Below are 20,320 nucleotides of genomic sequence, written 5' to 3'. Positions count from 1 at the left end.
AAAGAAATTGCAGACAGAGAAACAAAAGTATACAAGAAAAACCTATAAAGTTCTAAAGTAGTAAACTTTACTATTGTGGTAGCAAAGAAAACACTTCTCTTATCTATCCTATAATGGGATCAAATATAATATTTTTTTTTAATAAGTCTAAATTAATTTAATTAAAAAATTTGTAATTTTTATATGACCAAAAAGTTAATATATATTTTGTCCAAAACGGCTATAATAACTATTAAGAACTCTGCACTATGCATAAAAAAAGACCTATCATATAGGATAGGTCTTTTAAATAAAACTAAAAATGTGATTATTTTTTTACGACTTTAATAATCTGAGCCTGATTTTCAGAATGTAATTCTATAAGATAATTTCCTGCAGAAAAACCACTCATATCTAATTGAATCTGATCAGAATTAAATGCTTTTGTCATCACTTTTTGTCCCACAAGATTATATACTGTTACAGCATCTATTGTCTGCTTATAACGTATGTTTAGTATATCTGCTGTAGGATTCGGGTAATATACAAGATTTGTCTTATCAAAATCATCCAGACCTAAAGTCACATCCACATGTACGGCTGTTGGCATACTCGGACAACCGTTTGCACTGATAATAACAGCATAATATGTATGCCCGTTCTCTAATGGTGTATCAGCCGAAAGAGGATTTATTCCGTTTCGCGCATTATTATAAGTGGCATACCATACTACTCCTGATTGGTCCATTGCTAAATTAGCAATCGTAGCTTCTCCCATTGTATATACTGTAAAGCTTTGATTTTCTGAACCTGTAGGTGATGACGGTATAGCAAAAACAGTTACTGAAACCGGTGTTCTCTGAGAAACACAACCTTGTTCTTCTCTTGCAACATAATAAGTACCGGTAGCCAGAACTGTATTTTGTGTCAGTTCAGTTGTAGCTGATGCAGAAGCATACCATTTATAGCTTACTCCTGAAGCAGCTGCAATATGTAAATTGGATATGGTACCTGAACCACAAATTACAAAAGGACTTACTACAGGTGCCGTTTGTGGAATTACACGAACAGAAACTGATCTTCTTTCAGACTCACATCCTAAAACGGCCTGTGAAACATAATAGATTCCGGAAGTCAATGCTGCTGTACTGCTCAGAGGAGTTGCTGATGTTAATGAAGTATACCAGTGATACTCTGCTCCGGCAACAGCTCCTGTAGCAATAAGATCAGAAACACTTCCGCTGCCACAAATATATTGTGTCCCTGCAGCTGGCTTTTGTAAACCAATGTACGATACAAAGTTTACCGCTGTTCTCGCAGATTCACATGTATTTATGGTCTGTGTAGCGAAATAGGTTCCTGAAGAAACAATCGTAGACGGATCAATAGGAGTTAACGAATTTAAAGAGGTATACCATTTTATCGTTGCATTTGTTTGTGCTCCTAAATTCTGAAGCTCAGCAAATGTAGTTGGCTGACACATTGCTACCTGCGTTACAGAAAGCACAGCAGGTGTCCCTGTAATTACAGCTGTAACCTGACCTCTTGAAGATTCACATCCTGCAGGAGTTGCCTGTGACACATAGTAAATAGCACCATTCTGTAGCACATAATCTGATGCCAAAGCATCTGTTGCATCGGCTGTTGCATACCATTTGATGTTTAATCCGCTTACCGGTGTTGCTGATAAATCATTTACCGTTGCTCCGTTACAAAAATACTGCTGGGCCTGAAAAGCAGGTAATGAGGTAGATACCATCACTACATTTACAGCTATTCTGTTTGACATACATCCCTGAGCATTAGATGTTTTTACATAGTAAGTACCCGGCGCAGCGATGCTAGTAATTTCATCTGTAGACGTAAGAGAACTATACCATTTAATAGTCGCTCCGGATGCGGTTGTAACCGGAATATCGCCTACAGGAGTTTCCATACATATAATTTGTGTTGCACCAACAATAGGAGCTGTCATCTGGCATAATGTTTCGAAAGTTCCTGCTGTAGTCCATGCACTTAATTCTGTATCATTACATAATGTTTTTACATATACTGAATAAGTAGTACTTGGAGATAAACCTTCTACATATTGTGCAAAATTTGTTGCTGAAACAGTTCCTGAAGATACTAAACCTGTTGCACCTGAACCTGCTGCTCCTGATGTTCTTACTTCATACGCATAACCTGTTTCCGGATCTGACTCAGAAGCTGTCCAGTTGATTACTGCCGAATTATTGGTTATTGCTGTTGTAGCAGCCAAGTCTGGAGGTAAACAAGGTGGTGTTATTTTTACATCAATGTCTACTGTTACCCCATAACTACCACTATAACAAGGATTAGGTGGTACCTGTCCCGAATCAGCTGTCCCGATTCTCATTCTGTATATTCCACCTGCATAGTTTCCTACTAACGGAATGGTCACATTTAAAGTAGTTGGATTTGCACTTGTAGAATTTCCCTGATACAGTAACTCACTGCTTTCAAAGACACCATTTTTATTTAAATCAATCCATATATTGGTATCATACGTATATCCTGTAGCAAAAGAAACAGAACCGGTAGCCGTTTGACCAACGATTAATTCTACCTGAGGTGCCGCAGTATGATGATAATACATCACATCAGCAACAGGTATACTGGTGCCATTTATGGTTACATTTGTAACTCCGCTACCGTCATTACTGGTAGGAACTGAACTACAATAATCAAATTTAAAAGTTTTTATATCAGACCATGCACCTACACCACCAGTACCACAATTGCTGCGCACCCGGAATGCATAGGTTTGACCAACTGTTAGTCCTTCTAAAAGATAGTTATTGGTTACTCCTGTTAATACGGTTCCCGATCCTGGAGTGAACCCCTGTATTCCCCACTCGATATCAAAAAGAGTATTGGTAGCACTTGCGGGCACTGTCCAGCTCAAAACAGCTGACAAGGCTGAAAATTGCAGCGTTGCATCCAATGTCAAAACATCCGCACAGGTAGGTATAGGCTCAAACACAACATCATCAATATAGATACTTCTATAGGTACCCTGTAGGCCGTGTTTAAAAGCAAAATAGTCATCCGTTGTTGCTGGTATCTCAATTACATATTGTGTAAAGGTTGGCGTAACTGTTATTGACGGTCCTATTGCTGTGAAAGTAGTCGCATCTGTATTGGAAGCAGCTCTTCCAAAAATCATATTGTAATCACCCCAGTCAGAGCGTACTTTAAATTTTACTCGATAGCCTCCGTTTCCTAAATTATTAGTTTTTGGCGAAACCAGAATATAGTTACCTGAGTTATCAGAACTGTTATACATGTAGAAACTTCGAGGAGAAGAAGTGCTATAAGAGCTACTTACATATCCGTATCCAGCTCCTGAATCAATAAAAGTCCAGCATGTTGGTACTGTAGGATTTGAGGAAGAACCAACGGCTGTTGTATCAAAATTTTCTGTAAAAGCACCTATTACATCACAAGCCATTGTAAACAAAAATGGTCCTGTCCACGCACCCTGATCTGTAGTACTACAATTGGAACGAATGTAAAATTGTAATGTTTGAGAAGAGGGTAAGCCTGTAAGATTAGCTGTAGTGTTAGCAGCCGGAATATTACCTGAAGTTACTAACCCTGTAGCTCCTGAACCCGGTAACCCGGAAGTTCTTACTTCATAATTGTATCCATTTGCCGGAATAATAGCCGGCGCTGTTAAGGTTGCTGTCGCTGTTGCTGTAGTGATGGCGTCAAAAGTAACAGGCTCCGGACTCGGACATGTACCTAATAATTCTGCAGAAACAGCAAAGATATTTAATACTCCACCTGAAGTAGCACTTCGTGTAAATGTGATGGATTTAACCTCCTTATTCTGATTCGCAACTGCAATATTTAATGCAATCTGATACAGACGTGGATCACCTGACGGATTTTCTGCCGTATTGGTTGCACGACTCAATCTACCAAATCCTACATAAGCGGGTGGCGGATTGGTTCCATAATACCAGTCCGGTACATTGTTGGTCAGAAAGGACTGTGTGGTATTGTCTTGAAAGGTTACCACGCACTCCATATTAGAAGCGGTACTACCCGAAGTTGCTAAAACAAAAAGTTTTTTTGCTTTAACTACACCCGTTACTGTAGAAACAATTGTGTTGTCTGTTGCAACCAATCGGATAGAGTTATTGGCGGAATAACTCTGAAGCTGATAAGTAAGCCCCGCAGTAGCTGCAGAAGTAATGGTTCCGTTTAACGGAAAACCAGAAGTCTGAGCAGCAGAAGTTGCATTTAACTTCCAGTCAATGGCTTTGAAGCAATAACTTGCTCCATCGACATCATTTGTGGTGGAACTGTTGGCGGTTCCGACACCGTTTGCAATCACGTCGTGATTAAAACCATTGATCGTTAAAGTCTGATAGGTCTGGGCATTCAAAACACCACTCAACAGTATCATTTTAATGATCAATGCAAAAAAAATAGTTTTACGCATACTCACATAGTTTTATTCTATCAAATATATATTTTTTACACACATACAAAAAAAATAACGGCAAAAAAATACAAACAGATGTGATTTTTTAACAATTAGTCAAACAAAAAAACAAAAAAAGACCTGATTTCAAAAACAGGCCTTTTTTCAGATAAAAAACAAATTTATTATTATTTTCTAACTACTTTAATAATTTGAGTATGATTTTGAGAATGCAACTCTATGAGGTAATTTCCTGCTGAAAGAGCACTCATATCTAATTGAATTTCTTTAGTACCACCCTGTTTTGTGATTACTTTTTGGCCGCTCAGACTGTAAACAATTACTCTATCAATAACCTCCTTATATTGAATATACAATATATCAGCTGTCGGGTTTGGATAATATCTCAAATCCGACATATCAAAATCATTAACTGATAAAGTTATATCAACCGTTACAGCGGTCGGGAAACTTGCACAACCATTCGTTCCGATAATAACAGCATAATAGGTCTGTCCGTTTAACAAAGGAATCTCTGATGGAAGTGGATTAATTCCCGTTCTGGCATCTTCATAGGTAATATACCATACCACATTGGTCTGATCCATGATCAGATCAGCAAGAGTTGCTTCCCCGATTGTATTGACTGTAAAGCTCTGATTCGATGCCCCAGTAGGTGCATCTGGCAGATCCAGTATTGTAATCGGAACAGCTGCTCTTTGCGAAATACAACCCCATTCTATTCTTTCTACATAATAAGTGCCCGTCGTTAGTACTGTGTCTTGTTGTAACTCTGTACCTGTTGTCTCAGCAGTATACCATTTATATGAAACTCCTGTCGGTACTACTAAAGGAATATCTGCTATTGTCGCTGATTCACAGAAAGTATATGACCCCATTACCGGAGCAGCTACAGGATTTACAAGAACTGCTACTGATCTTTTATTTGATTCGCATCCGGAAATAGTCTGTGAGACATAGTAAGTTCCCGAACTTAAAACAGCTCCCGGATCTAACGGAAGTACTGAATCCTGAGACGCATACCAGCGGTATTCTGCTCCTGGCAATGCTCCGGTAGCCACCAAGTCAGTAACAGTTGCGCTTCCGCAAAAAGTTTGCATTACTGCCGTAGGCACTGGTAAACCGATGTATAATGTGAAGGTAACTGCTGTACGTTCTGACTCACAAGTATTAATTGTCTGAGAAACATAGTAAGTTCCGTTACTAATTACAGTATCATTACTGAGTGGTGTTGCAGAAGATAATCCTGCATACCATTTTACTACAGACCCTGTCATATTGCCCAGATTTTGCAGCTCTGAAAAAGATGTCGGCTGACATAAGGCAATCTGAGAGATATCTAATACTGCCGGCTGATTGGTTATTATTGCTGTAACTGCTATGCGGTCAGACTCACAGTCTGTATCGGTTGCCTGTACTACATAATATACGTTTCCGGCTGATAATACATGAGTAGCATCTAAAGGTTGGGTAGCCGTCATTGATTCATACCATCTAATAGATAAACCTACAGCTGGAGTCGCAACAAGGTCAGCAACAGTTGCCGTATTACAGAAATACTGTTCTGATTCAGCCTGTGGTACAGAGGTAGATACCAATGTAAAATCAACTGCTACTCTTTGTGAAAAACAACCCAATGTATTTTCAGTCATTACATAATAGGTACCTGAAAGCGGTATTTCAGAGATTTCATCATCACCTGTTGCTGATGCATACCACTTCATTATAGCACCTGTTTCAGCAGTCACATCAATCTGATCTACCATGGTTGCTCCGCACAAAATCAGTGAAGAAGTAATCACAGGATCCGGCATTACACATAATGTTGTAAAACTGCCTGCTTCACTCCAATCTGATACAGAATATTCATCACATATTTGTTTTACATAAAACTCATACTCTGTATCCGGTTCCAAGTCAGTAATTGTGTAAGGGTTTGAAACACCGGAAATCAATGTTCCTGTTCCCTGCACAAAACCTGCAATTCCATATTCTATATCAAATAAAGTAGCTTCTGTTTCAGTTTCCCAACCAAGTTCTGCCTGCATTGCTCCGATAGCAATGGCTTCAACCATCACAGGCTCATCACAAGGAACAGATCCGCCTGTTAGATTTACAGTATAATCAGCCCAGGTACCATAGTTATAACTTCCACAAGGATCTGGTCCCTCACCACCACCGGCATTTGCTACCCTGTTCCAGATTCTCATACGATATGTACCTGAATATACGCCCATAGGAATAGTTACGGATGCTGTATACATTTGGGTGCCGTTAGCAATATAGTCAGGCAAAGCTAATACTTCATTTGTTTCATCAAAATTTCCGTCATTATTAAAATCAATTGCTATCCCCATTCCGGTATAGCCTGTAGTTGTAACATTAAATGTATAAGTGTTTCCTACTGTAAGATCAGGTACTGTCACTCCCGTACGGTCTCTGTTTGTATACGAAGGAATATTATCTGTAAAACTAATCTCATTGATATTTACGATGGTTATTCTGTGGTTACTTGAACCATTAGAATAGGTTGGCTGACACCAATTGGGTGTAAAGGTAGCGCCGTCTGTCCAATAACTGCTGTCATCTGCTGCACAATTAGCAATGACATACACCCAATACTGAGTACCTGCTGTGAGGTTAGATAAATTCACAGATGTTGTATTCGCATCTGTTGTTCCCGTAAATGCAAGACCGTCTGTACCACTTCCGGGTAGTCCTGACGTTCTTACTTCATATGTATATCCATTAGTATTAGGTGAAGTGGTAGCCGTCCAGTTTACAACTGCTGTATTTAATCCTACATTGGTCACCGTCAGTCCCGCAGGAACAATACACGATGGTATTGCCTCAAAACGTATGTCATCAACATAAATTGTTCTGTAAGTAGTTCCTAATCCATGGGCAATTCCAAAATAGTCGTGAGTTCCCGCCGGAATATTTACTATATATTCCTGAAAAGAATCGGTAAGATTTAGGGTTTGCAGTAGTTGCATCCCTGTGGCCGAAGTTTGGCTTTCCAATGTTACTACTTTTAGAGTCTGAACAGAAGTCGTCGTAGATCTTGCCCGAAAACGAATTCTGTATGCACCATTTCCTAAATTATTCGTTTTAGGAGATACGATCATTAAGTTCCCTGAATTTTGACTGCTGTTATACAAATAAACGCTTCTCGGTGCAGAATATGATGAGGCACTACTGGTATATAAATATCCTGTGCCATCATCAATAACACCCCAACAGGTAGGCAAGCTGGGATTTGTCGTTGAACCTACCGGCTGATTGTCAAAGTTTTCATAGAATGCTCCAAAATCATCACACAGCATAGTAAAAGAATAAGGTCCCGTCCAAACTCCCTGATCTGTTGCACCACAATTGGAGCGTATGTAAAAATTGAGAGTTTGAGAAGCCGGCAAACCTGTTAAATCAGCCACCGTGCTATTGGAAGAAACGGTTCCTGATGTTACCAACCCATCAGATCCTGATCCGCCAGCTCCTGTAGTTCTGACTTCATAATCGTATCCTGTGGATGGAATAAGCGCAGGAGGTGTGAGAGTAGCAGTAGCTGTATTGGTAGTGATAGCGTTGATGAGAACTGCATCAGGACTCGGACATGTGCCTAAAATTTCTGCAGATACAGCAAAAATATTGATCACACCAGAAGAAGTTGTTCCTCTGGTAAATTTAATTGACTTGATTTCTTTTGCCTGATTTGCTATTGCTATATTTAATGTTATCTGATATAGTCTTGGATTGGTAGTTGAATTTTCTACTCCATTATTATTTCGGTTAATTCTTCCAAAACCGCTATAAGCAACAGGAGGGTTAGTACCGTTGAACCAGTCTGCAACCGGATTGGTAAGAAAAGATTCCGTTGTATCATCCTGAAATGTTACTACACATTCTAAATTTGAAGCTCCGCTTCCTGAAGTTGCCAGAACAAATAGTTTTTTAGCCTTAACAGTACCTGTTACTACAGAAGTAATGTTTGTTGCTGTACTGACCAATCGGATTGCATTATTGGATGAATAATTCTGTAACTGGTACGTTAATCCTGTAGTTGCTGCCGAATTGATAATTCCGCTTTGAGGAAATCCCGAAGTCTGAGGTGTTGAAGTAGCTGTTAGCTGCCAATCAATAGACTTAAAGCAATAGCTTACACCGTCTACATCTGTTGTCGTTGAACTGGCAGCAGTTCCGACGCCGTTTGCAATCACATCATGATTGAATCCGTTGATATTCAAAGTCTGATAGGTTTGGGCATTTACAGCCATAGTCCCCGCTATCAATTTAAATAATAACAGAAAAAAAATAGTTTTATTCATATCAATATAGTTTAATGGTTGCCAAATATATCTTTTTTATGTGTTTATAAAAAAGATATGCAGAAAAAACTACAAAAAAAGTGTTGTTTTTAACAAAAATAATAATAATTTTAAAAAAAAGAGACCTGCTTGTTATAGCAGGTCTCTTCTTTATATAATCGCAGATAAAATTTATTTTCTAACTACTTTTATTATCTGTATTTGATTATCTGAATGTAACTCTATCAGGTAATTCCCTGAAGCCAGAGCGCTCATATCCAATTGTATTTCATTGTTATCAAAACGCTGCATCATTACCTTTTGTCCTAAAAGGTTATACACTACTAATTGATCAATGTTATTTTTGTAACGGATGTTTAAAATATCTGACGTAGGATTTGGATAGAATACTAAATTCGTTTTATCGAAATCATCCATTCCTAATGTGATTACTACTGTAACCGCCGTTGGCAAACTTGGACATCCATTGGTTCCGATAATAACAGCATAGTAGGTTTGACCACTTACTAAAGGTGCCTCAGCAGGAAGTGCATTGTTTCCGTTCTTAGCATCTGCTTCAGTGATATACCATACAATATTGGTCTGATCCATTACCAAATCAGCGATGGTAGCTTCTCCAATAGTGTTTACTGTAAAGTTTTGACTGGTTTCTCCTGTCGGTGATGAAGGAAGATCTGCTATCGTAACCGTAACAGCTGTTCTCTGAGACACACAACCATGCTCTACTCTTGCTACATAATACGTTCCTGTAGTTAAGGCAACATTTTGCGCTAATTCTACTGTACTCGTCGCTGTTGCATACCATCTGTAAGTTACATACGTAGCAGTCGGTAAATATAAATCTGCAACAGTTCCGCTACCACATAGTACAAATGCATTTACTACAGGCGCTGTTTGATTGATGATCTTAACGGTTACAGAGCGTCTTGGAGACTCACAGCCTTCAATAGACTGGGATACATAATACACTCCACTTGTTAATGCAGCAGTTAATGCCAATGGTGTTGTAGAAGTTGCTGAGTTATACCAGTTATATACAGCTCCAGCAACAGCTCCTGTAGCTGTTAAATCTGCTACCGTTCCGCTACCACAAATATTATGTGTGTTCGCAGCAGGTCTTTCTAATCCGGCATATACCGCAATCTGAATTTGAGAACGAACCGATTCACAGCTATTAATTATCTGAGACACATAATACGTACCAGTGGTTACTATTAGTGAAGAAGAAATCGGCTGAGTAGCTGTCATGGAAACATACCATTTTAAAGTAGCATTTGGCATAGCACTCAATTGCAATCCTCCGAATTGAGTTGACTGACATAAACTGATTGCCTGAGCAGGTATAGCTGACGGAGTAGGTGTTATAACTGCTGTTACCGGTATTCGAGGCGACTCACAACCTGAATCTGCATGATAAGTAGCTGCATAATAAACTACACCGTTTACTAAATCTGTTGTTTCACTTAATGGTGTTGTAGAAGCTACAGCATCATACCAGCGGATCGTAAATCCTGTTCCCACTGTTGCAGACAAATCTGCTACGGTTCCGGCATCACAGAAATATTGTGTTTCTATAACAGTTGGAAGCTGTGCATCAACAATAGTTATCTGAACAGCCACTCTTTCAGAATTACAAGCAATTCCCACGGCCTCTACATAATATGTTCCTGATTGACTGATCTGCGTTAATTCAGTAGTTGACGCCAAGGAAGCATACCATTTGATGATATTATCTTCATTATTAGTGTTTATTGTAATATCCTCGACATTCGTTGCATCACAGAATGATATTGGATTGGTTACAGGATCAATAACCGGTTTTTCTAAGGTTGTTATTTCTACCGTATTTTCTACACTACAATTCGCAGGATTTGTAATAGTAAGTGTGTACTGTGTAGGTACCTCAACCGTATTAGCTTTATAATATACTTTTGCTAAAGGAATAGTTCCGCTATAAGGAACAGTAGCTTCAGCATCTTCATATAAATTATCAGACGGCGACCATTCAAGTTGATATTCCTGATCTGCTGTCAATAATACATCATCAATATTCCAGTTATGCATTCCAAAATCAACCCCTTCGACAGTAAACGAAACGTAGAATGTAGAAGAACCTACATCAGCAGTATTGATAACAGTAGAAACAATTCCTGCTGCCTGTGTTGCCGTTACAGGATTTGTTACCCATGAAGTATTATTCCATGTAGTTCCGTCAGAACTTGTCTGTACTTTTACGGAATAATTATAATTTCCACTATAATGGTTTAAAAAATTTCTCCATTGCAGGGTTAATTCCTGAAGACCACTTGTATCAATAGGACCGTAATATGCTCTTCTTATTACATTACTAAAACTACTTCCTGTAATTTTTAGTTCATTAGCAGTTCCTCCTGCTGTATTTGCATTTACAACCGAAACACCCCCACCTTGTGTCTGCCAGTTAGCAGGTAATGTAGTCCCATTAGAAAAGGTTTCATTAAGCAGTTCCTGTTCACCAAGTACCACTCCTCCATCTAACTCCTGTATTTCTCCTACACATACATTTATTTCTTCAGGAAGACTTTGAAACTCCGGCAATTCTTTTACATTTATCTGGAGCTCCTTTATTATTCTACACATAGTTCCCGTACTTTGCGATGCCGTTAGAGTGTAGACAGTTGATACTGAAGGATTGAAAATCCATCCGTTTTGAGCATCTCCCGAGATGCCTGTTGATGGCTCCCAGGTATAAACATCATACTCAGACGCTCCTGTTATAATCGTAACAGCAGTTGAATCACTTCCCTCACATATTTCTAAAACAGCAGTTGACAATTCAAGCGAAGGTGCCGGATTTACAGTTGCAAGTACTTCTACTCTCGGTGAAATACAAGTAGAATTAAAAACCATATTTGCTCTGTTGGCATACGTAGCCGTATTACCACTTGAATCTACAGATCCGGACATTGTAGCTAAAATCTGTGCCGCTGTTTTATTATCAGCATATGTTGCTGTAAGAGAATTAAAAGGTGTTACATGATAGCGTATTTGTGTTGATTGGCCACTTACACCTGAATTATTATTACTCCAGCAAAACTGAACCACTACATTACTAACTCCATCCCATTGAAATGGTGTTGCAAAAATATATTGATTAGAACCCGCTGTAACCGGTTGATTGGCATTGGAATATACCAATGTTGTACCGGACACATGAGTTGTTGTAGCGGCAGTCTGAGTGGTATGTCCTAAATAAATAGTAAAATCATTTCTGTTCGCACCTGCTGTAAGCACATCCAAAGCTAAGGAAGTGATGGGTCCCGCAGTAAGACCTGCTGCAATTAGTTCTTCTGCCTTATAAGTGTATTGATATTTATAACCTCCCCAACCATAAGTAAACGGAGAATATCCTAAATCACTTGAAGCAGTTGTAGCTGTACCCAAATAAATATTATCATTTACAGTACCTGCAGAAGCAGCTACATAATAACTGGTAGTCTCGCTTATCTCTGGTGTTTGAAAAGATGCTCCCGTAAACACAGGAAACCTACTTGTTGGACTTGTGTACCATCTCAGAGTACCTGTTGCATCAGTAGTAGCACTCAAAACAGTTGTCCCTATACCACACAATGTCCCCGGAGTCGTAGTTAAAACATCCGGATAGTCACATAAAGTCGTAAAAGTCTTCATGATTGTCCATTCGCTGAATACGGTTGTCTGACATTGAGTTCTTATATAAACATTATACGTTGTAGCTGGTAATAATCCCGTAGCTGTATAAGTAAGAATATCATTTAAGGTTCCACTGGAAGCCAATCCCTGAGCACCACTCCCCGGAGCACCGGTGGTTCTAACTTCATACGTATATCCTAAAAGAGATGACGAAGATGACGCTTCCCAAGTGATTACGGCTGAATTCTTTGTCACTCCCGAAATTACTACATTGGTAGGCAATTCACAATTAGGAATATTTTCTACAACTATATTGGTAATATGAAAATCATAGTCCGGTAGGTCATCAACAGGGCCATCTGAAGCAAAAAATGCTACCATTACATCCTGTCCTATATATTGTACAGGTATATTTACAGTATAATCCGTTAATACGTTGACAAGAGAAGAAGTATTGGCTGCATTGAAGGTAAATAATGGAGACCAGTTATCTCCACACCCATCAACAGAGATCATTACCTGTACTTTATCATCTGTACCTTGCATTCCATCTTCATGCGCGGTTCCCAGATTATATTTAGTAATAGCCGCTTTGAAATTAATTCTTGAAGCCGCATTAACAGTTATTTTATTAGATACAATCCATTCCTTTCTGTTATTGTTATATAAGTTTATTTTGGCAGTAGGCACTCCCAAAATCGTACTTTCTGCCCATAAAGAAGTAGTTCCAACAGGTTTATCAGCACCACTACCTTCTCTCCAGTTAGGAAAAACTGTTGTTAAATTAGATCCAGTAAATCCTGTAAAATTTACAGACTGAGGCATTGAAACAACTGGATAGTTTGATAACTGAGAAGCAGGATTTGTCGTAGAATTCGTTATATTGTAATAATATGTAAACGGAGCAGTAGTCCCACATCTGTTATATTCGTACACTCTTACATAATAAGTTGTATTACATACTAAATTGGTTACGGTAACAGCACTCCCTGTTCCGTCGTAAACAATTTGTTGTCCAGCTCCTGAATAAGAAGTATTAACTCCTGAGATTGCCGGACCAGTTCCGCTTACCGGATCTGTAAACGTATTTGTTGTATTGATCACAACATACCTTCTGTTGCCATTACCATTTGTCCAATTGATCTTCATAGTGGTTGGTGTCACTTCTGTGAAGGTAATTGTATGAGCTGCGGTTGCAGGAAGAGTCATATTATTGACAACCGATACGTCTGAATATGCTGACTGATTTGTTGCAGTACAAGTAACTTTTAGCCTGTAATATTTTGTGTTTCCGCCAAAAGCAGGTGGGGTATAGCTTGTTGTAGTTGCTCCTGAACCTCCTACAGCATTTGCCCATTCATCTGCAACTCCATTATCATCAGACTCTTCCCATTGATAAGTAATATTTGAAGCAGTTGCAACAGGTGTATATCCTGTTACATTAATAATTGCTGGAGTAGACCCCGGACAAATCATCTGACTTTGAACATTTACCGTACCCCCTACAGGCATACCATTACAAGGCGGAGGTGGTGTAAATCTAAACACTTGGTTATTGGCAGGTTTAGCAGAGATATTCGTTACATGAGAAGTACTTGAAACTGCAGGTGCAGTTACACTGGTTACATTTAAATATCCGTTAGCTACAGTTGCTCCACCAATACCTATTGAGGCAGATGCTGAAGAAGTTACATTTCCTGATTCCTGTCTGTATATAAACTCTATAACATTTGTAGTTTCATAAAGCTTTATTTGAAAACTAATTACAGGATTAGTACTATCATAGAACCATTCCCAGTTTTTCCATTCAATCGTCATTACTCGATTGGGCACTGTACCTGTCAGTTCATAAGAAGCTCTGGAACCTCCTGTTGCTCTACCATCGAGATCATCCCACAAAGGAGCAATTATTGGTCTTGACGTGAGATTTGCTTCTACAAAAGAATTGGTAGTCAAAGTACTGGCTCCCATATTAAAACTGATAAATCCATTTGAGGACATTTTAAACTGGGTATAATTTACACCTTCATAATTAAAAGTAAATCCTAAAGAAACGGCATCAGAAATTGCCGAATCTGCATGTACAGATGTCAGTGTAGTTGCCGAAGCACTGTTTTCCTGAAATAAACCAATCTCATGAGAAAACCCATACCCAACCTGCGCATCCATTCTCCAAAAGGACATTAGTAAAAGTAGTAGTAGTAAGTAGATTTTTTTCATTATTAAATCATTTATGAAATTAAACAACTTCTTTAATTCATTATACACTTCTATATCCTCATAATTTGATATAATTTTGCATGAAAAATTAAAGAGGTTTCGAAATTACCTCTTTTTTATTTAGAAAAAAATAATTTAAAAAAAATCCAATTAAATTAACTTTTATGCTATAATCACAAAAAAACAAGAACAAAAATCTACTTATCCTTATTTTTTTAGAATTTATATAAATAATATAAAATAGAATATTTTGTTATATAGATTTCTTCAATTTCTGTTTATCAAAGAAAGTTATTTATAACATCTTTTTTCTTTTTTATAATCTATTGATAATTAGTTACTATAAATTTTCTCACCTGTTATATCAAATAATTATAAAGAAAAGAGTCTGATTACCAAAAGAAAAAGCCTGTCATTACTGACAGGCTTAGACTTTAAAGAAACATTCTTATTTCTTAACGATTTTAATTATTTGAATCTGACCTTCTGAATGCAATTCCAACAGATAATTACCGGAAGCCAATCCGCTCATATCTAATTGTACTTCGTTGTTATCATAACGCTGCATCATCACTTTTTGTCCTAATAAATTATAAACAATCACCTCATCAATAGTATTTTTATAACGGATGTTTAAAACATCAGCCGTCGGATTCGGATAATATACCAGATTCGTTTTATCGAAATCATCTACTCCTAATGTGATATCTACTGTAACTGCTGTTGGTAAGCTTGGACATCCGTTAGTACCAATAATTACAGCATAATAGGTCTGACCGCTCACCAATGGTGCTACCGGAGGTAACGGATTGGTGCCGTTTTTAGCATCCAGCGCCGTGATGTACCATACTACATTAGTTTGATCCATCACCAAATCAGCTATGGTAGCTTCTCCAATAGTGTTTACTGTAAAACTCTGATTTGCAGCTCCTGTTGGTGCTGACGGAAGATCCAGAATTGTCACTGACACAGCTGTTCTTTGGGAAGGACATCCGTATTCTATTCTTGACACATAATAGGTTCCTGTCGTTAAAGCTACATTTTGTGCTAATTCTACGGTACTGGTCGCTGTTGCATACCATTTATAACTTACAAAAGTAGCTGTTGGTAAATATAAATCGGAAACTGTACCACTACCACATAAAGCAAAGGAGTTAACTACCGGTGCTGTCTGGGTGATTACGCGTACTGTAACGGAACGTCTTGGAGATTCACAACCGGAAATAGACTGTGATACATAATAAACACCACTAACCAAAGCTGTATTTAATGCTAAAGGTGTAGTAGAAGTTGCTGAGTTATACCAGTTATACACAGCTCCTGCAACGGCTCCTGTAGCTGTTAAATCTGCTACTGTACCACTCCCACAGATATTATGAGTTCCTGCAGCAGGTCGTTCCAGTCCGGCATAAACCGTTATCTGAATCTGAGAACGAGCTGACTCACACTGGTTGACTGTCTGAGACACGTAATAAGTTCCATTAGTCACATTGGCAGTAGAAGCAATTGGCTGGACTGCTGTCGCAGATGCATACCATTTTAGAGTCGCATTTTGCACACTGCTCAATTGTAATCCTCCAAAATTAGTTGTCTGACAAAGACTGATGGACTGTGCAGGTATAGCAGATGGTGTCGGTGTTACAACTGCCGTTACAGGAATACGAGGTGACTCACAAGCTGAACCAGCATGATAGGTTGCTGCATAATAAACCGCTCCGTTTACCAAACCTGCTGTTGTACTTAGTGGCGTTGTAGAAGCGACCGCATCATACCAACGAACCGTAAATCCGGTTGCGACTGTTGCAGACAAATCTGCTACCGTTCCGGCATCACAGAAATATTGTGTTTCTGCAGCGGTTGGAAGTTGCGCTCCCACAATAGTAATTTGAACAGCCATTCTTTCTGAACTACATGCAATGTTACTTGCCTGTACATAATATGTACCTGATTGACTGATTTGTGTTAATTCTGCAGTAGCAGTCAATGAAGCATACCATTTAATGATATTATCTTCATTATTAGTATTCACTGTAATATCTACTACATTCGTTGCTTCACAGAATAGTAATGGATTGGCAATAGGATCAATAACCGGTTTTTCTAATGCTGTTATTTCTACTGTATTTTCTACACTACAATTCGCTGGATTTGTAATAGTAAGCGTATATGGTGTCGCCGCCTGAGCTGTATCAGCCTTGTAATATACTTTTACTAAAGGAGTAGCCCCGTTATACGGAATAGTAGCTTCTGCATCTTCATACAAATTGTCTAATGGTGACCATTCAAGTTCATATTCCTGATCTGCTGTCAATAGTACATCATCAATATTCCAGTCATACATTCCAAAATCAACTCCTTCAACAGTGAATGATACATAGAATGTAGAGGAACCTACATCGGCTGTATTGATAACTGTAGAAACAATTCCTGCTGCCTGTGTTGCCGTTACCGGATTGGTAATCCATGAAGTGTTATTCCATGTTGTTCCATTTGAACTTGTCTGTACTTTTACGGAATAATTATAAGCTGAGCTGTAATGACTCAAATAATTTCTCCATTGAAGGGTTAATTCCTGAAGACCACTCGTATCAATTGGTCCGTAATATGCTCTTCTTGTTACACTGCTAAAACTACTTCCTGTAATTCTTAACTGATTTGCAGTTCCTCCTGCTGTATTTGCATTGGCAACTGAAACGCCACCGCCTTGTGACTGCCAGTTAGCAGGCAATGTAGTTCCGTTTGAAAATGTTTCATTGATCAGCTCCTGTAAACCGAGGACTACTCCTCCGTCTAATTCCTGTATCTCTCCTACACAAATATTTATTTCTTCTGGAAGACTTTCGAACTCCGGAATTGCATTTACATTAATCTGAAGTTCTTTTATTACAGCACACAGATCTCCTGCACTTTGTGATGCCGTTAGAGTGTAGGCAGTTGATACTGAAGGATTGAAGACCCATCCGTTTTGAGCATCTCCTGACACACCTGTTGCCGGTGACCATGTATATACGTCATAATCAGATGCGCCCGCTGTAACAGTCACAGCATCTGATGATGAACCATTACAAATTGCAATTTCAGTTTCTGATAAAGTTAATACCGGTGGAGTTGTAACAGTAGCAACAACTTCTGTACGAGGAGAAGAACATCCGCCTATATATTGTATATCATAAAAATAATAATAGCTTGCTGATGTTCCTAAAAAGTAACCATTAGTTACGACAAGGTTTCCATCAGTACCTGTGTAAGGAAAGCCTCCAATAGCTGATTCTCTTACCAAATTAGCTCCTGAGTGACTTTTTATTACCATTCTGTAACCAGTACCGGTTGGTACTGTAAAGTTTAAAGGAATAATATTCGGAGTCGTAATTCCTCCGTTAGTCACATTGACATTTCCAGTAGCATATAATTCTGTTCCGGCACTATTTACAATTTTAATATTTATAGTTCCTGCCGCTGTAGAATATACGGCTACTGATTGTAACTCTACACTTTCTACAACATTAAATACTAATCCTGTATCGGTATCCATATAGGTACTGTTTGTCAATGGTGCCGTTCTACCTGCTGTATTAGCTCCACCAGAAATATTAGAACTCACCCAATACGAAGTGGTAGCACTAATTTCCGGAGTTGTAAATGTATTTCCGGTTGCCAATGCTGCTCCTCCGGTTGCTGCCGCATACCATTTTACGGTTCCGGCTGTATAAGTCGCTGCCAACTCGGCTTGCCCTACACCACAGATAGTATCTGGTGTTGTAGTTACCAGATCCGGGTAGTCGCATAAAGTTTTAAAGGCTTTAACCGGTGTCCATACGCTACTATCAAGCGATGAACACACTGATCTAACATATACCTGATAATCTGTAGAAGACAGTAACTGTGTAATAGTAGCAGTAGTCACTCCAGCCGCAGTAACGCCTTGTTGTACTAAGCCTGCTGTTTCTCCAGGATTTCCGGATGTACGTATCTCGTATTCATATCCGTTTGCAGGTGCTGGTGTTGGCGCTGTCCAAGAAATTACGGAAGCATTTTTTGTAATGCCGTTAACTACAACGTTTGCAGGTACGAAACAGGTTGGTGACACATCAACGGATATATCTCCTACGTAAAGTATGTTTTTATTGGCATCTGAATATGCTTGAAAACCAATATAATAAACCCCTGTTGTTGTAGGAATAAAATCAATTACCTTTTCAATTGTAGCACTTGCTGTGCCGGTAGTTACAGTAAATAACTCATTGGTCATTGCTGTATTTACTACAGAAGTTCCATAACTTACTCTTAGTTTTTCTACGTAACCAGTATCTCTGTATTTAAATTTCAAACGATAACTCTGTCCGGCTGTTAGATTTAAACCTTGTGTATAAAACCAGTCGTTTGCGGCATTAGTACCATGATAAGGATATCCCATTACCTTTCCGGTAAATCCAGTCTGCACGGCATAACTTATCCACGTTTTGTTATCATTGTTTACATTTTGCACCGTTACACAAGAAGGAATGGCAGGTACAGTTACTGCATCAATTGGTACTGTATAAGGTACATCTACAGAAACACATGACGTTGTTATAGGGGTACCATTAGTCCATAAGCTAAAATTACTGTTACCACAATTAGCTCTTACATAAATAACATAAGATGTATTTGGAGTTAATTGGGTAATATCTGCTGTAACAATACCCGCTCCGACTGTACCTGTTGTAACTAAACCTGTTGCACCACTACCAGGTGCTCCTGTTGTTCTAACTTCGTATTCGTAGCCACTATCTGGAGCCGGAACAGAAGCAGTCCATGAAATGGTTGCTGTTGAACTACCCACAGCAGATACACTTACTGTTGCTGGTGCAAAACAAGTAATTAGAGGTCCGAAATTAAGTTTTAAATTTGGTCTGTTTCCAGTCACAGTACCCGATATTGTAGGTGGTGAATTATCAGCTCTAACATACATATGCGTATTTGCTGATGTAGAATAACGAATACCGTTACCGGATGTACCTCCTCCATTACCAGTGCCCCCATAGTTAGCTTCTACTAAAACTAATAAATTATTGAGACTTCCAGAATAATTAAATGTAGCTGTCAGGATAAATAAATTCCAACCTACAATAGGAGTCATTGACCCATCATAGACTAAAGTTGCCCCTGCTGTCATACTTGCCCAATTTGATGCAGTAATGGTATTTGCAGTTGTCTCTTTTAAGTAGATCTTTATTGGACGAGCCCCTGATCCCCCCGTATTAGCATACCATGAGAGTGCAGCGATATTGCCGGTATTTACAAGCTCAGAAGCTTTGTATAAAGAAGCTGATCTTTCATAACCATAATAGTTACCCAGCGGGTAAACCTGAGTGGAGGTTCCGGTACCAATAGTAACCTCCTGAGAAAGAACCGGCACAGTAAGTAATAATGCCAGTAGTAATAAGTAGATTTTTTTCATATGTTAAACATTTTAATTAATGGATTAATCGAGTATATTATTCAAATAAAAAATACCAATCCCATCTTGTGAATTTTATATTCAAAACGATTAGGTTTTAAAAAACTTAATTTAAAGATAATATATAAATTCTAAATTAACTGTTTTTTAACATTAATATTAAACACGTAATAAGTCTTTAATAATTATAACACAAAAAAACAAACAACATTTGTATTATAAAAACAGGAA

The 20,320-nt window shown here is 38.5% G+C and carries 4 protein-coding genes; all 4 read right to left on the bottom strand.

The genetic code is table 11. The features are described 5' to 3' along the window. Window positions 1–307 precede the first annotated feature (307 nt). The 4 genes from QW060_RS01380 to QW060_RS01365 all read right to left on the bottom strand — a co-directional run bounded on the left by QW060_RS01380 (window position 308) and on the right by QW060_RS01365 (window position 20,089). Entirely contained in the window at window positions 308–4,450 is a 4,143-nt protein-coding gene (locus tag QW060_RS01380; protein ID WP_290361924.1) for an Ig-like domain-containing protein, read from the bottom strand. A 170-nt stretch (window positions 4,451–4,620) separates the two neighbouring features. Next, entirely contained in the window at window positions 4,621–8,778 is a 4,158-nt protein-coding gene (locus QW060_RS01375; RefSeq protein ID WP_290361923.1) for an Ig-like domain-containing protein, read from the bottom strand. Window positions 8,779–8,949: 171 nt separating this feature from the next. Next, window positions 8,950–14,649, bottom strand: coding sequence for an Ig-like domain-containing protein (locus QW060_RS01370; RefSeq protein WP_290361922.1), 5,700 nt, complete (start codon window positions 14,647–14,649; stop codon window positions 8,950–8,952). Window positions 14,650–15,097: 448 nt separating this feature from the next. Further along, window positions 15,098–20,089, bottom strand: a complete 4,992-nt coding sequence (locus QW060_RS01365; protein WP_290361921.1) for an Ig-like domain-containing protein — start codon at window positions 20,087–20,089, stop codon at window positions 15,098–15,100. Between the last annotated feature and the right edge of the window lie 231 nt (window positions 20,090–20,320).

This window comes from Paenimyroides ceti (assembly GCF_030409925.1).
Note: the sequence above shows the minus strand (reverse complement) of the source record. Positions and strands in the feature narration are given on the sequence as shown.

What these genes read in the sequence shown, in the direction of transcription:
- QW060_RS01380 (WP_290361924.1), bottom strand. Translation starts at nt 4,450, where the DNA reads ATGCGTAAAACTATTTTTTTTGCATTGATCATTAAAATGATACTGTTG.
- QW060_RS01370 (WP_290361922.1), bottom strand. Translation starts at nt 14,649, where the DNA reads ATGAAAAAAATCTACTTACTACTACTACTTTTACTAATGTCCTTTTGG.
- QW060_RS01365 (WP_290361921.1), bottom strand. Translation starts at nt 20,089, where the DNA reads ATGAAAAAAATCTACTTATTACTACTGGCATTATTACTTACTGTGCCG.
- QW060_RS01375 (WP_290361923.1), bottom strand. Translation starts at nt 8,778, where the DNA reads ATGAATAAAACTATTTTTTTTCTGTTATTATTTAAATTGATAGCGGGG.